This is a genomic window from Finegoldia dalianensis (genome assembly GCF_046255015.1).
Classification (GTDB): domain Bacteria; phylum Bacillota; class Clostridia; order Tissierellales; family Peptoniphilaceae; genus Finegoldia; species Finegoldia magna.
In genome coordinates this window covers 106,399-122,301 of record NZ_JBDLBQ010000002.1, presented here as the reverse complement: position 1 = coordinate 122,301, position 15,903 = coordinate 106,399, and the positions used below count along the sequence as shown (strand labels likewise).

The following is a 15,903-nucleotide window of genomic DNA, read 5'->3' as shown; positions in this document are numbered from 1 at the left end:
GTCTTTTTTAGTGGGTTGGGAGATAGAAGGTGACAATATGAAATTAATAAGCTAATTAAAGAAATTAATTTTTACAAATCTTTTTGGCCTTCCAATATTATTTTGTGTATTTTTATCAATAAATTCTCCATAACCATTTTCTACCAAACTATTAATTATTCTGTTTGCACTCCTAACACTAAGTTCAAGTATTTCTGAAATTTCGTAGCTAGAAAATTCATACTTATTTAGTCTTATCATAGCATCATATAACTGATGAATTCTCTTGGGAATAACTCCGGTATCTTCTGATATTTCCAATATTTCATCATCCGTGATTAAGTTAATCGGATGCAACTTTTCATTTTGGTTATAATAATGGAATGCTATTCCGTCAAAGTAAGTTATATTGTTGGATTCGTCATCTAATGCTTTCTGAGAATTTCTCAAAGCTTTTTTTACTGAAATATCGGACCCAATGCCAGCTATAAAATTATTTAATTCATATTCTTTTAAAAAATTCGAAACTAGCGCCATATTAAACCTATTATTGTAATAGTTTTTCGTTGAGATTATAGTAATACTATTATCTTCGTTAAAATCTACAAAAGCATCTATTGATTTAGAGAATTTTATAAAAGGCTTTTTATAATCTAAAACGTTAATCTGATTGACTGGCTGAAATCTATAAACCATTATTTTTGATTTATCTAATTTAGATATTTTTATCTCAAGCAATAAGTCTTCAATACTGTTTTTTAAATCTATTATTGAAGGAAACATTCTATAGACTGGAAGATCTAAGCTCTTAAAAAGAGAATAAATATATCCGAAAGATGTAACTACGTAATCTATTTTGTTGTCATAAAAAAGTTTCAAATGTTTTGTTATATAGTAATCTTCATTGTTTTCGGGCTTAGATTCTTCTATATAGAATTTACTAATTGAATAATTAAAATCAGTGATAATATCTTCAATTGTTGTATCAGAAATAATATCAAAAGATATTCTTGCATTTGAATGAAGACAATTATCTGACTTCATCTTTTCCAAGCATTTGATTAAAGATATTGAATCATGTTTAGCAAATGAAATAGGAACGTTAAGATCGTATTTTAATAGTTCGAAGTATACTCCCATTCCTGTAACAAAAATTCCGTCTATATCTTCTGTAATATTATCAACTATGTCTTTTATGTTTTTTACTTTGTCCAAAACTAAATTGTAATACGTAATATCATCAAAGTTCTTATCAATAATTCCATTTATTAAATTAACGCTGTCTTGTGTGCCAATTATTGCTAAATTTACCATTTCCTTCTCCTCAATGAAATTCATCTTATGTATATTATATCAAAATGAAAAAAAATTAAAATAAATTGAAAAAAACACTTGACAAAAACACAAAAAGACATAATAATATAATTAAAGACATAAAAAAGACATAGGATCAAAAAATAATTTAAGGAAAGGAAGTATTTTATGGAAAATCAATTTTTTTATGCGAATCACCCACTAATGTACATAGCATGTTCAGTGGGAATATTGTTGGTATTATTTCAAGCAACAGTAGTTTTGAGAAAAACTATAAAATGTGCTAAGGAAAAAGGAATGGACAGTAAAAAAGTAAGAAAGGGGATTACAACTAGTGCAATATCTAGTATAGGTCCTGCATTGGGAATCGTAGGAAGCATCTTAGCTTTAATTGTTTCTTTGGGTGCTCCAGTGACTGCTCTTAGAATGAGTGTAATTGGGGGAACGAATTACGAAACTATGGCAGCTAACTTTGGAGCAAAGGCCTTAGGTTCAGAACTATCTACAAAAATGGATCCGGTTGTTTTTGCGAACGCTTTATGGGTTCCAGCTCTAGGCGTAATGGGTTGGTTGATTATTATGTTCTTTTTTGGTCACAGAATGGATAAAATAAATAATTTACTTACAGGAGGAAGAGAAGCTCTTCTACCAGCAGTAAGCGTTGGGGCAATGCTAGGAGCATTTGCATATTTTAATGTTGATAATCTAATGAAAATTTCAGTTAAACCTCAACTAGCAATATCTACAATAACAGGGTTTATAATTATGGTGATTTGTCAATTGATTGGCAAAAAAGCGAACTGGGTTAAACAATGGTCACTAACATTTGCTATGTTTGGTGGTGCAATTGTTGCAAGCTTTTTTATGTAGGAGGTAAATTATGAATACTTATGAAAAATACACAAAAGATGTACAAAAGTTTGGAAGAATGACTATGATTCTAGGAATGATAGCGGTTTTATTACCAGCTTTGTTTATGGCTTTTTACTTTAAAATTTTGCCACCTGCAACGGCTATTATTGCTGGAACAATAAGTCAAATTTCGGTTTCAGGGGCATTTTATATTAGTGAGCCTATAAGCTATTATCCAATCCTTGGCTCTACAGGTTTATACGTTTCAACATTGTCTGGAAACAGCGTTAATATGAAAATTCCAGCTGCAGCAACATCAATTGAAGCATCAGGATATAAAGCGGGTACAGAAGAAGGTCAATTAATGGGAACTATGGGAGTAGCGGTTTCAGTTTATGTAGCAGTATTCTTCGTTATATTAGCAACAGCGTTAGGTCAAGGAGTTATATCAAATATTCCAGACTCAATTAAAAATGTTTTGACGTTAATAATTCCTGCCTTATATGGTGGAATATTTGCTCAATTTTCGGTAAAATCCTATAAAACAGGAATATTTGCTCTAGTTGTTTCATTTATTATGACAAATTTAATGGCATTTTTAAACTTGAAAAACTTATCATTCGTAATCACGTTGACAACAGTATTTTCATCAATTGCATTCGCCAAAACTCAACTTGAAACTATAAAGAAGAACAGTTAGGAGTGATTTATGGTAGATTTAGAAAAACTAAAGAATATATTCAAGGAGTTAGTTAACATATATTCTCCATCAAAAAATGAAAAGGAAGCATGCGATTATGTTGTAAATTACTTAAAAAATTTAGGTTGTGAGATTTATCTTGACGAATCACAACATAAGTATGGTGGTAATTGTCCTACGATATTTTCTGTACTAAGAGGGAACAAAAATGGTGCTGTGACACTTTCTGCTCATATTGACGTAGTAGAACCTAACAAAAGTGTGAAGATAATAGAAGAGGGAAATATTATAAAAACAGATGGTAGCACAACATTAGGTGGAGATGACAAGGCGGGAGTCGCTGTCATACTTTATGCATTAGAATATCTAGTAAAAAATAAAATAGAGCATGAAGATATTTATTGTATGATAACTCCAGGAGAAGAAGCTGGAATGTTAGGAGCGAGAAATATTGATTGGGAAGAAGTTTATAAGCATATTAATCCTGCAAAGAATACAATTGTGCTAGATAACGCAGGAAAATCCAAATATATTGCCTATCAAGCGCCAGCGTGCAATAACTTTGAAATAACAGTTCATGGCAAGAAAGCACATGCAGGAATAGAGCCTGAAAAGGGAATAAGCTCTATACAGGTAATTTCTGAAATTATCTCCAAAATGGATATTTTGAGAATAGATGAGCTTACTACAGCAAATATTTCTTACATTAACTCAGATTTTCCAACTAACGTCGTTCCAGATAAAACAATTTGTAAAGGTGAACTAAGATCTCACTCATATGAAAAAATACAAAGCGTTTTGAATTCATACGAAAGTATCTGCAAAGAGGTGTGTGAAAAATTTGACGCATCTTATGACTTTGACTACATTCAAGCTTATCCACTATTGAGATCAACAGATGATTTACAATTTGCAAAGTTATTCCAAGACTGTTACAAGAAAATAGGAGTAGATAGTGAGTTACAAGTAATTGGTGGAGGATCTGATGCGAATTTTTATGCTGAACAAGGCTTCAATGCAATAATTATCGGTGTAGGAATGCAAAAAGTTCATACTACTGATGAGTATCTTGAGGTTGATGAAATGAAAATAGCAGCTGAGGTATTGTTGGAATACCTTATGAGAGATTAGTATGAATATTATCGAAAAAGTTAAAGAGTATGAAAGTTTTCTGATTAAAGAAAGAAGAATTCTTCATCAGATACCAGAAATAGGATTAGATACTTATCAAACTTGTGAAGAACTGGAGAAAGTATTAATTGATCACAAAATACCCTACAGAAAAGTTCTTGGATCAAGAGGAATTATAGCGTTGGTTGATTCAGGTAAGCCTGGGAAATGCCTAGCTATAAGAGCAGATATGGATGCACTTGAAATAAAAGAAGAAACGGATTTGGATTTCAAATCACTCAATGGATTTATGCATGCATGTGGTCATGATTGTCACATGGCAGACGTTCTTACTACATTATTAGTTTTGAATTCTATTAAACAAGAATTTTCAGGAGTTGTGAAATTTATTTTTCAACCTGGAGAAGAGTATCCGGGTGGAGCTGAGTTGATGATAAAAGAAGGTGCATTAGATAATCCTAAAGTAGACTGCATAATAGGTCATCATGTTGGAGGACTGTTTGCGAGTGTACCTCATGGAAGCATTGGTTTTAAAAGTGGTAATCTTATGGCTTCTATGGATAAATTTGTAATACGAATTGAAGGAAGCGGTGGACACGGATCTATGCCAGAAGATACAGTTGACCCTATTGTATGTTTAGTAGATATTGTTCAGGCTATAAACAGAATTAAATCAAGAGAAATTAGTTCTTCTGAAAAATGTGTAATTTCTGTATGTAAAGTAAATTCTGGAATTAATCAAAATATTATACCTTCAGAAGCTGAAATTGAAGGAACAGTAAGAACATTTAATGATGATGTTAGAAAATATATAAGAAAGAGGATAGGGGAAATTTCTGAATATTATTCACAAGGTAATAGATGTAGTGTAAGTTATGATTATGCATGGAAGTATCCGCATCTAGCTAACAATGATAATATTATTGAATTATTAAAAAAATCAACCAGAAAGATATTTTCGGAAGATATAATACATGATATTGAATCTGAAACTATGGCTGGAGATGATATGGCATATTATCTTGAAAAAGTTCCAGGATCATACTTTATGTTAAGTAACTTAAAAATGGATAAAAACGGAAAAACTTACCCAAATCATCACCCAAAATTTGATATTGATGAAGGTGAATTGTACAAAACTGTTGCAATTTGTGTGCAATTTGCACTTGATTATCTAAATTAAAAAAACAGGAATCAGTTGATTCCTGTTTTACTATTTTACGCACTATCTTGAAACAGCTGATGTCATTCCTTTTAACAACTGGCCTGTGACGGCGTCTCTTTCATTTTCGTGTCTATGATGTAGTGCGTTGTATTTTATTGTGTATGTTTGAGATTGTTTATCCAGTTTGATTTCCCAATCTTTGATGTCATCTTTTTCAAGGGAATTTTCTTTTAATTCCATTTCCATTATTTTGTCTTCATCTAAGAACACATTATTCTTTCTTTTTTCTTTTGTTGCTGCATCTTCTCCTTCAAGGTCAAGTGCGTTTTGTACTTTTACTCCATCTTTGCTGATATTGGCTTCGGAGCCTCCGTTTTTTGCGACTATTCCATCTTTTCCTATATTTGCTTCTGAGTCGCCGTTTTTTGCGATGATTCCATCTTTTCCGATACTTACTTCTGAGTCACCATTTTTGATATGTATGCCGTCTTCTCCAGAAGTTTTCACGCCGGTATTTCCAACATTTTTCACTCCACAAGAACTTAGCATAGCGCATGCCATTAAAACTACTAATAATTTCCTCTTCATGATATTATCCTCCTTAAATCTATTATACCCCTTTTATTGATTTGTAACGTGGAAAATGTTTACAAAATGTCAACGATGTGTCAAACAAATTACAACAGATTACTGAAAATTAAAAATTTTGTAATTAAAATTGCAGCTACTAATATAATTGCTGAACATAAAACGAATACGCATTCTTTTAATTTAATTATAGGTTCATCAATTCTAGTATTTTTTTCTATGTTTACTTTGACAATTCTCGTAGAAATATAAAATATTATCATGCTTACAAGATAATATTCTGTTAGATAGAGTGATTTCAATACAAGAATATCCAATATAACAGCCAAAACCAAGAAAATACTAGACAAGTAGCACATTGATTTTATGGTATCTTTTCTAAGATGTTTAACATTTTTTGGCTGATATAAGAGCAAGAACTTTGATTTGTGTGCATTCATAACACTAAAATACAAAATGAAAAGTATACTTAATAAAGTAGTGGAGAAATTCAATCCATATAAATTCTGTGGTGAATTTATAGAAGAAAATACACTTATGAAAAGTATTACAATTAGTTCGTATTTAATTTTATCTCTTAAAATATAGCGGAATATTAGTCTTGTCATTTATTGCCCTTTCTGATTTGGTGATTTCAACAGAAGTGGATTAACACAAAAAAGGATTGTAAATAAAGGTATCATGTACCGTAGTTTTAATTCAGGCAGTATTTTTTCCAAATTTATACCTACATTAGGTATATATAAATATGAAGCAAATATAATATAATATGAAATTCTAAGAGCTGTGTACAGTATATTTGATTTCTTTGTGCTTTCTGTCACATAAAAAAACAACGTATCCAAAAACATGTACAAATAAATAAGTACGCCAAACATAAAGAAAGATTTGATTTCCAGTATATCTACAGAAGTTGGAAATAACATATAAATTATGAAGATATATGTTATCGTAGCCTTCTTATACATGAAGTATTTTCTGACTTGGACTTTGTTGAATTTTGGGAAAAAGGTCATAAAATCCATTTCTCTTTGAGTTATACTATCAGTTCTTATCTTGAAAAACCCCATAAAAGCTAAGAATAAAGCGCATAATTCTTTTATTGCATAAGAATTTGATGTTAAAGAACTTAAATATTTTAAAAATAAAAAAATCGCTGAGACTATCAAAACGAATTGGATTGCACCGGATAATCTGTCGATTTTTATTTCCTTAAAACGTAGTTTCATATCCAATTTAAATATTTCTCTCAAAAATCTCGTCCTCCAGTTGCTTTTTATCTTTTGAGTTAGTGAATACTTTTTTTACACTACCATTTTTCAAAAGTACAAACTCATCACATATATCAATAAGGCTGTCTAAAATATGTGATGAAATCAAAATTGTAGAATTTTCCTTCAATTGAAGGATTAATTTTTTGATTTCATAAGAATATTTAAGATCAATGCTATTGAATGGTTCGTCCATAATTATAAGGGAATAATCACCCGTTAAAATGTTAATCAGAGTTAACTTTTTCTTCATTCCTTCAGATAAATCTGAAATCAAAGTATCTTTCTTATCTTCCAGTCCAAGTTCAACTATTAAATCTTCAGACGTTTTATTGGAAGGGGAGTATTCATTTACAATTTTACAAAATTCACTAACTGTTAAAAAATAATACGGAGATACTTGAGAAGGTATGTATAAAATATCATTTTCGTTATAATCCTGAACATCAAAACTTGTGTTTGCTTTTATCATTTTGGATAATATATCCATCAGAGTTGTCTTACCAGCACCGTTTTCTCCAATTAGTCCAATAATTTTATTGTTTTCTATTTTTAGACTTTCGATGTCTAACTCGAAATTTTTGTATTTGTGATTTATTTTTCGTATAAACATGTGATCTCCTTAGCGTAATCAAATACTAGTTATATATATAATAATATATATTTGTAAAAAAGTCACACACGCTAATCACCTATTTATAAATTATTTCAATAAATGCCACGTCTGCTTTTTCTCATATTTACTATTATGCTATGGTATAATAAAGTTGGAGGATAGTATGAATTATTTTTATTACTGGACAAGTGTTCTGGTGGTGTTTGCAATTATATTTTTGTTTGCCAGAACGATTTCAAATGAAAAGCAAATTGTCGCATTTTTTTCGAAGTTAATCTACGTTGTAATTATTCCGGCGAATATTGCGATTAGTTTGAGTGAACTTACGTACAAGAATTTCAACATCAAACTTGGTGTATTTTTTGTGTATTTGTGGATATTGTCTAAGATTATGACGATGATTTTCCAAATCAACACGAAGGACAAGGATTCGTTGGAACCCGCGTTTATTTTTTCAAATATTATCGTGATGAGGCCTTTTTTGCAAAATGTTATGGACAAGAATATTATGAACAATCTGATTATAATTTCTTGTGTGATTTATCTTGTATACATGCTTTACAAGAGAATTTTCAATGTGACAGACTTTTTGATGGCGATGGGCTTTTCCGTAGCTTTTTGTATTTGTGCGATTTACAAGTTCTCATACATACTAACTCCTCTAAAAATTATTCAATCGAAAAGTTCAGTTGTGATTATAATCGCATTTGCACTTGCAATTTCAAGTATTGATATGAAAAGTTTGTTTGATTTGACATCCCTTATGCTAGCCGTTGTGAATTTGCTGATAATTCCAGTGTTTACATACGTCGTTGTGAGTGCTGTGACGAACAATCAGCAGTTGATTAAATCTATAATTATGTACACTGCGATTGGGCCGTCATTTGTGATTTCGTCTGATTTTTACAAGAAAACGAAAACGAGAATTATGGAGCTTGGATTTTTGCTGTCGGTCATTACGGTGTATATTTTGAATTATTTATTCTTTTAAATAACCTAGTAAATAGGCGAGACAATTCGCCTATTTTTTTGTATCAAAAAAAGAGGACATTGTCCTCTTTATAGCTTAATTAATTTTTGCATTATTCCAATGGTCTGTAATCTTCTGCCAATGCATCTCTCAAGTAAACGAATAATTTGTCGTATTTTTTGATTGAGTTGTAGTATTTGTTGTTAGGAAGGACGTAGTATTTCTTGTAATCTTTTGTGAATGCTTTGATAAGCCCTTTTCCTTGTTTGTCTATGAGTGGTTTGTCGATGTCTAGTCCCGATATCAATATTACTTGTGTTGAGTAATTGTTCTTGGTAACTGTGTTGTATCCACCGATTGTAGTCAATTTGTAGATTGATGTAGTGATTTTTAAATACTCTCTGACTGAAAGTGGTAGGACATCTTTTTTGACAAGTAGTATCGGCGCTTTGATTTTTTGAGCGACTGTGGAGGATACTAATGCATCTGCGAACACTTCACCGCTTGTAGTGATAACTTCCGCTGGATTTGCATTCACTCTTTTTGCAACTTCAACACTTGATGCGTAACGGTCAGATCCAGAAAGTCTTGTGACACGTTTTTTAGTTAAAGCTTCGATTTGGTTTTTCACAGATTGATTTACAGATATTTCTCCACCGACTATTGTAACGCTGTCGATATTTCCGATTGATTGTATAAATTTTCTCGTAGATTGTGATAATCCTTCGTTACTTACAAGTAGTATCGGTGCTTTTTGGTGTGCAGCAAGGCTTGTAGCATACAATGCATCTGCATAATTTGTCCCTGCGGCAAATATCAAATTCGTAGTATTTGCACGTGTTCTCGCAGACTCTGCTGATGTGTCGTAGCGGTTATTTCCCATAATTCTCGTGATTTTTGCGTGTGGGAAGTTCTTTCTCAACTTATTTTCAACATTTTTGCTGATAGTATTCGCACCGCCCATCAGATAAATTTCATCCAAGAACATTTTATCCAGTGCAGATTTTGTTTCGATGGACAATGAATTCTTGCCAGTGTACAAAAGTGGGTATTTTCCCATAGACACATTTGTTGCACTGATTGCATCGGGATATGCATTGTCATTTACAAGAATAACCTTGTTCGTATTTGCAAAGTAATGACGTTGCACATTCACTGCAGTCTTCGCCCTGTTTTCACCTTGAAACCTTTGGTGAATTACATTCTTGAACACGCCTTCTTCATTTGTTGTAATCTGTTCTTGTTTTTTCTCAGATTTCTTATCCTTATCAGATGTTTGTGCGCCATCTTTTGCACTCGTTTCCACCTTTTCAGTTGCATCCTTGGATGTGATTTTATCATTATCTGCAACACTCACCACAGGAAAACTTAACATACACACAAGCATCAAAGCCACCAATTTTTTCATAAAACACTCCTTATTAATTTTCCAACTAACACACGACTAATTCAAAACGATGAAGAACAACAAAGTTGTACCCATCAGAAAACCAATCGCACTCATCACAATCTTCACAATAGCAGCCGTTACAGTAGCCTTGTTCAAAAAAGAAGGCTTAAATTTGTCATACATCACAACGCTGTACACAAAACCCGATATGACATTTACAATCACGTTAACAACTGGAATTCTAGTGTTAAACACAGAAGCTAGCACAATAGTAACCAAAGTGTACACACTAGCCTTCGCCAAAAATTCTGCGTTCGAAATCTTTGCCACCATTTCTTTTTTCAGAAAACTTGTTGCAATCCAAAAACTCAACACACACGAAAAAGGCGACATGACAGTCTTCGAAAAATACGACAATGGAAGGGATAAACTCAGAAAATCCTGCGACGAATTAGGAGGACTAATCCTCATCCACAACATAAATGAAAGTAAACTAATTACTCCTGAAATAATCAGCGTGAACATCCACGCACCCTGTTTCTTCTCTATCGTATTGATATGTTTTCGTAAACGTGAAAACACTTCACCATAAAATTTTTCCATAAAAACTCCTCTTAATTTATACACTTATTATAACCCAGTACAACAAAGCATTCAATAATCCGATTTCATAAGATTAATCACTAAATACATTTTTAAAACAAAAGAATAACATACTACAACATTTTGAATACAAAATGAATAAAACAAAAACGAACCACGAAAAATTTTTGAAAAAAAGGGATTTTGTTTGACGTTTGTATTCATTTTAAAGTATAATTTAAGTGGAATAAACCAAATTCTATAAACTACTAGTATATTTCAAAGACAAAATACATCACAATAAAATTACAACAATTTAAGGAGGAAATTGATTTGAAAATAAACAAAAAATTACTCATGGCAGCATTAGCCAGTGCAGTAATAGTATCGGCACCGCAAGTAAAAACATATACACTAAGTAACGCCGAAAGTGTCGCAACAAATACAGAGCTTGGACTTTCTCAACAAAAGCCACAAGCAGCAGTAAGAGCTGAAGGAAACGAAACTAAACAATCAACTGATCCAAACTACTCTGAGGATGAAAAGAAAATAAAGGACTACAATGGATCTGAACGCTACAAGACAACAGACCTTCAACCGGGAGATACAAATCAAGAGCTCGGTAAAACTGATGAAAAGGTAGAAAAAGACGGTTTTAAATTTGAACTCAAAAATCCATCAAACACATCACCAAGCAAGACTGAATATGGTTATGAGATTGTCATCGACAAGAAAACCGGCCAAAGAACATATACTAAGATTTATGTTACAGACTCTGGACTTATACCTCTTGATAAAGGAAACAAGCCAATGATGGGTCAGGGTGAAAAGTTAACACCTGAATCTCCTGATGTAACCTACAAGCCAGGCGAAAACGCTATAATTGATGGTGCTGGAAAGCAAAGAAACTTGAACTATGATGCAAGTGAAGAAACCTTAAAACACCTTAATAACAAGGATAATGACTTCACTTCTCTTGGATTTAAAGATAATTATACAGCAGATAATCCTAGAGTTAAGTTTTTTGGAGGTAGCTTCATCTTAGGTTACAAGGTAAATCCATGGCCAAATGAAAATGATAAGCTAGAGCTATTGAAATTAAACGGCCAATATGATAAAAAAGTCTTTGTACAAGGTCAAGATATCGATACAGGCATTAAGGTGGATAATATCGATGAAAATGCAAAAGAAAGACTAGTAGGTCAAGTTTACAACCCTATTACAGGAAAAATTGTCCCAGGAGCAAGTGCTTATATAGGTGATAATGGAAATATACACGTTAAGTTACCTGATGGAGCTCTAAAAAAAGATGAAAATGGCAAGACTGTAATCAATGAAGACTCAATCTTCAATACACCTGACTTTAAGGCCCTTCAAAACCTAGATGTCAAATTCTTTGCCCGTCCAAGAACAGCTGAAGAATTTAAGACCATAGCAGAAACACCAGATGAATTTGGTGAAACAGGAACATACACAGGCTCAGGGGCTGGTACTGCCGACATCAACCATAAGGGAACTAATGTCAAAATCGACAAACAAGGCATCGACCGCTACGACCACTACAACCTAATAGGTGGATTTAAACTAAACCTTGATGATACAAGATACTATGACCAAAGATTCGTTGACGGTAATGGCGATGACACATCTAAGGTGACCTCATCAGCAGTAAAACCGGGCAAGCCATTTAAGGTAGGTATTGTACAACCAGAAAACCCAAGCGATACTGATAAGTCAGCAGATGATATGAATGGGGCTCAAGACAGAGGAGAAGCTTCTGGAAGGCTAATCATGGACTTTATAAATCGTGAAAATAAAGGCAAGGCACCAGAAGATCAATGGAAGGTAGATGTAAATCCTAAGGACATCTCAAACTTCACAATCACTGCTCCAAAGTCAGCTAAGGCTGGTGACTTTGTAGCAATTCCTGTTGAATACACTTATACAAATGGATCAAAAGATACTCACTGGTTCCACTTTGTTGTCCAAGAATCAACTTATATAAAACCAGAATATGATGCCCAAGTAAACTACCCAATCAACAAGCAAACATCACCTGCTACCTGGACTGAAGATGGAAAGAGGATTCCACCAAGTAGATTTACTCTTCCAGATACACTAGAAACTGACGAAGCTGGAAACAAGCTTATTAAAGACGATAAGGGAAATGATTGGACTGTAACCCTTGACGAAACTACAGGAGAGGTAACTGCCAAGCCCGTAAACCCAGATGACTTTGACGGTGGTGAAAAACTTACAGTACCAGTAATAGCACACTATGTAGATAAACAAAAACCAGGGGAAGATATTACCGAAGAAGTAAATGCCTACTTTGTTATAGAAGAAAAGGCAAATATGACTCCTCGCTACAATGCCAAGGCAGGTAAAGAAGGAGATACTCTAACATCAGATGTAATTTTAAATGAAGAAGATAGATATAACAGAAGACCGGGTAAATACACCATTGATTCACCAACATATACAGATGATAAGGGTAATGTTTGGAACGTATCCATCGATGAAAAGACAGGTACAGTAACTGCTACAGTACCAAATGCAGAAGAAGGAAAGACTGTAGACGGAGCCCTATTAAACGTGCCAGTAACAGCCCACTATTATGAAGAAGACGAAGAGGGCAATATCGTTGAAGCAGGAACAAAACAAACTGAAGTTCAATTTGTAGCTTATGGTACAAATGGAACTAAGATTCACACAGAACAGATTCCATTCGAATATGATATCCAATATGACCCAGACTTCTATAAAAATTATCCAGATGCCAAGGGTAATTACAAGGTAGTAACAGAAGGTGTTCCAGGAGAAAAAACAACTACTTGGACTATTAAGGACTCTAAAATTGTTGGAGAACCAAAGGTAGAAACAAAGGACCCAGTTAACGCTGTTATTAAAGTGGGTCAAAAGGACTACACAGGTACTATTACTCACACTGAAAAGGTTGAAACACCATTTAAGGTAGAATACAGATACAATCCTGACCTTGAAGCAGGTCAAACAAAGAGGGTACAAGAAGGTAAGGACGGATCTTATACTCTAAACTACTCACAAAACATTAAAAATGGCCAAGCAGATGGAGATCCTACTACAAGCAAGACTGACGAAGTTGCAGCGCAAAATGAAATTATTGAAATTGGTACAAAACCAGTTACAAAAGTAGTTGAAAAACCATTCAATACTGAATATGTTTTTGATGAAAACCTTGAATCTGGTAAGACTGAAGAAATAAAACCAGGTAAAAATGGCAAGGTTACTATCACAACAACTTATGACAAGGACCAAAAGAAAGTTGTAACTTCTGAAACAGAAGAAAAAGGTCAAAACAGAGTTGTTAAAATCGGTGGTAAAACAAATGGAACTGAAAAAATTAAGGAAGAAATTCCATTTGAAGTAGAAGTTAGAAAAGACCCATCACTTAAGAAAGGTGAATGGAAGTACGCTACTGATGATGAAGGAAATGAACTAAGGGGTGAAAAGGGAGAGCAAGAAAGAACTCTAACCATAGAAAACTCTAAGGTAACAAATACTTCTGAACCAACAGTAACTAAAAAAGCTAAAAATGCAGTAATCTTAGTTGGTGAAGGTACAAATGACGGTGACCACAAGATTGTAGAAAAGAAAGAATTACCTTTCGAAACTAGATATGAGTATGACGATTCTCTAGAACCAGGCGAAGAAAAAGTTGTTCAAGAAGGTAAGCCAGGCTTACAAGAAAGAACAAACACTCTTGTTATAAAAGATGGCAAGGTTACTGAAGTTAAAGAAGGCGAATTTAAAACAATAACAGAACCTGAAGAAAGAATTGTAAAAATTGGTAGAAAACCTACTGAAGGCGAAGTTACAAAAACAATCGAAAGAGAAATCCCTTACGAAACTAAGGTAATCTATGACGAAACTCTTGAAGCTGGATTCCAAAAAATCGAAAATGAAGGAAAACCAGGTAAGGAAGAAGTTACAATTACTCAAAAGGTTAAGGATTCTAAGCCAGTGGGTGATCCAACAGAAACTACTAAGACTATCACTGAAAAAGAAGATAGGGTAGTTAGAATTGGCGTTAAACCTGTTGTGAAGGAAGTTGAATTAGGTCACGATACTGAATACAGACACAACCCAGAACTTAAAGAAGGCGAAACAAAAGTCATCGAAGAAGGTTCTAATGGATCTGTAAAATATACAACTACTTTCAATAAAGAAACAGGCAAACTTGAAGTCAAAGAAGAAAGAACTGAGCCAAAGAACAAGGTTGTAGAATATGGTTCTAAGACTGATGGCGAATTCACTTACGAAAGCGAAAAGGCTTACGATATCATCATCAGAGAAAATCCAAATCTTGAAGCTGGAAAGACTAAGGTAATCCAAGAAGGTATTGTTGGTAAAACTGAAACTACTGTTAAGATTGAAAACAGTAAGGAAGTTTCCAGGGATACTAAAACAATCACTGAAAAACAAGATAAGATTATAGAAATCGGAACTAAAAATGTCTGTGAAATACCACCAGTAAACCCAGATCCAGAAAAACCAGGTAAACCAGGAGATAAGGATCCAGAAAAACCAGGTAAGCCGGGAGATAAAGATCCAGAAAAACCGGATAAACCAGGAGATAAGGATCCAGAAAAACCAGGCAAACCAGATGAAGATCCAAAAGATCCAGAACAACCAGGAGAAGATCCAAAAGACCCAGAACAACCAGGAAAACCAGGAGATAAAAAACCGGGTAAACCAGGAGAAGAAAAACCAGGTAAGCCGGGAGATAAGGATCCAGAAAAACCAGGAAAACCAGGCGAAGAAAAACCAGGCAAACCGGGGGATAAAGATCCAGAAAATCCGGACAAACCAGGGGATAAAGATCCAGAAACACCGGGTAAACCAGGAGATAAAGATCCAGAAAATCCAGACAAACCAGGAGATAAAAATCCAAAAGATCCAGACAAACCAGGAGAAGATCCAAAAGATCCAGGCAAAGATCCAGGTAAAACACCAGAAGAAAATGGAAAAACTCCAGAAAACAATGGTAAAACACCAGAAAACAATGGTAAGACACCAGAAAATAATGGCAAAACTCCAGGAGCTACTGGACAAGTAGATGGAAAATCAACAACTACAAATAACAAAACTCCTAAGAGATTGCCAAAATCTGGTAGTGAAAGCGAAATAATGACTCTTGCAATGTCAGGATTATTAGCTGCAGCAGGATTCATTGGATTAAAGAAAAAACGTAAAGACCAATAATCTAAAATAGATTATATTTACAAAAATCAAACAAAGCCTAACTCATTTAATGTGAGCTAGGCTTTTTTGAATGGAAATAAACATACAAAAACCCGACCTCA

The 15,903-nt window shown here is 33.5% G+C and carries 14 protein-coding genes; 7 read left to right on the top strand and 7 right to left on the bottom strand.

What is annotated here, in order from left to right; translation table 11 throughout:
- Positions 1-51: 51 nt before the first annotated feature.
- Positions 52-1,293 carry a hypothetical protein gene (locus tag ABDJ34_RS03055; RefSeq protein ID WP_412701323.1) on the bottom strand — a complete coding sequence of 414 codons (1,242 nt, stop codon included), beginning with the start codon at positions 1,291-1,293 and terminating at the stop codon, positions 52-54.
- Between the two features lie 168 nt (positions 1,294-1,461).
- On the opposite strand from ABDJ34_RS03055, the gene ABDJ34_RS03050 reads away from it, so the two are divergent.
- From ABDJ34_RS03050 to ABDJ34_RS03035, 4 genes are read left to right on the top strand one after another with little or no spacing between them, the layout of a single operon-like run.
- Positions 1,462-2,163: a DUF5058 family protein gene (locus ABDJ34_RS03050; RefSeq protein WP_094206425.1), complete on the top strand. Its 702-nt coding sequence runs from the start codon at positions 1,462-1,464 to the stop codon at positions 2,161-2,163.
- Positions 2,164-2,173: 10 nt separating this feature from the next.
- Entirely contained in the window at positions 2,174-2,845 is a 672-nt protein-coding gene (locus ABDJ34_RS03045) for a hypothetical protein (RefSeq protein WP_094206424.1), read from the top strand.
- Between the two features lie 9 nt (positions 2,846-2,854).
- Positions 2,855-3,976, top strand: a complete 1,122-nt coding sequence (locus ABDJ34_RS03040; RefSeq protein WP_306479454.1) for a M20/M25/M40 family metallo-hydrolase — start codon at positions 2,855-2,857, stop codon at positions 3,974-3,976.
- A 1-nt stretch (position 3,977) separates the two neighbouring features.
- Entirely contained in the window at positions 3,978-5,159 is a 1,182-nt protein-coding gene (locus tag ABDJ34_RS03035) for a M20 metallopeptidase family protein (RefSeq protein ID WP_412701322.1), read from the top strand.
- A gap of 42 nt (positions 5,160-5,201) precedes the next feature.
- Here the strand turns inward: ABDJ34_RS03035 and ABDJ34_RS03030 are convergent, their stop codons facing one another.
- Together ABDJ34_RS03030 and ABDJ34_RS03025 are read right to left on the bottom strand one after the other, a co-directional pair.
- The gene (locus tag ABDJ34_RS03030) at positions 5,202-5,729 is read right to left on the bottom strand and encodes a hypothetical protein (protein WP_412701321.1); all 528 of its coding nucleotides are present in this window, start codon (positions 5,727-5,729) and stop codon (positions 5,202-5,204) included.
- 89 nt (positions 5,730-5,818) lie between these two features.
- Positions 5,819-6,169, bottom strand: a complete 351-nt coding sequence (locus tag ABDJ34_RS03025) for a hypothetical protein (protein WP_412701320.1) — start codon at positions 6,167-6,169, stop codon at positions 5,819-5,821.
- Between the two features lie 16 nt (positions 6,170-6,185).
- Here ABDJ34_RS03025 and ABDJ34_RS03020 point away from each other — a divergent pair, with 16 nt between their 5' ends.
- Positions 6,186-6,317 (top strand): hypothetical protein, encoded by a 132-nt coding sequence (locus ABDJ34_RS03020; protein ID WP_306479457.1) that lies wholly within the window; start codon positions 6,186-6,188, stop codon positions 6,315-6,317.
- Positions 6,318-6,337: 20 nt separating this feature from the next.
- On the opposite strand, the gene ABDJ34_RS03015 is transcribed toward ABDJ34_RS03020, so the two are convergent.
- On the bottom strand, positions 6,338-6,982 hold the full coding sequence (locus ABDJ34_RS03015; protein WP_412701319.1) for a sugar ABC transporter permease: 645 nt from the start codon (positions 6,980-6,982) through the stop codon (positions 6,338-6,340).
- Complete coding sequence (locus tag ABDJ34_RS03010; RefSeq protein ID WP_412701318.1) at positions 6,966-7,613, bottom strand: ATP-binding cassette domain-containing protein; 648 nt, start codon at positions 7,611-7,613, stop codon at positions 6,966-6,968. Before ABDJ34_RS03010 ends, ABDJ34_RS03015 begins: the two co-directional genes overlap by 17 nt.
- A gap of 166 nt (positions 7,614-7,779) precedes the next feature.
- On the opposite strand from ABDJ34_RS03010, the gene ABDJ34_RS03005 reads away from it, so the two are divergent.
- Positions 7,780-8,607 (top strand): hypothetical protein, encoded by an 828-nt coding sequence (locus ABDJ34_RS03005; RefSeq protein ID WP_412701317.1) that lies wholly within the window; start codon positions 7,780-7,782, stop codon positions 8,605-8,607.
- Between the two features lie 91 nt (positions 8,608-8,698).
- Here the strand turns inward: ABDJ34_RS03005 and ABDJ34_RS03000 are convergent, their stop codons facing one another.
- Both ABDJ34_RS03000 and ABDJ34_RS02995 read right to left on the bottom strand, forming a co-directional pair.
- Entirely contained in the window at positions 8,699-9,994 is a 1,296-nt protein-coding gene (locus tag ABDJ34_RS03000; protein WP_412701316.1) for a cell wall-binding repeat-containing protein, read from the bottom strand.
- A 36-nt stretch (positions 9,995-10,030) separates the two neighbouring features.
- Positions 10,031-10,579 (bottom strand): hypothetical protein, encoded by a 549-nt coding sequence (locus ABDJ34_RS02995; protein WP_412701315.1) that lies wholly within the window; start codon positions 10,577-10,579, stop codon positions 10,031-10,033.
- Between the two features lie 312 nt (positions 10,580-10,891).
- Between ABDJ34_RS02995 and ABDJ34_RS02990 the strand changes: the two genes are divergently transcribed.
- Positions 10,892-15,802: a G5 domain-containing protein gene (locus tag ABDJ34_RS02990; RefSeq protein WP_412701314.1), complete on the top strand. Its 4,911-nt coding sequence runs from the start codon at positions 10,892-10,894 to the stop codon at positions 15,800-15,802.
- The last annotated feature ends 101 nt before the right edge of the window (positions 15,803-15,903 follow it).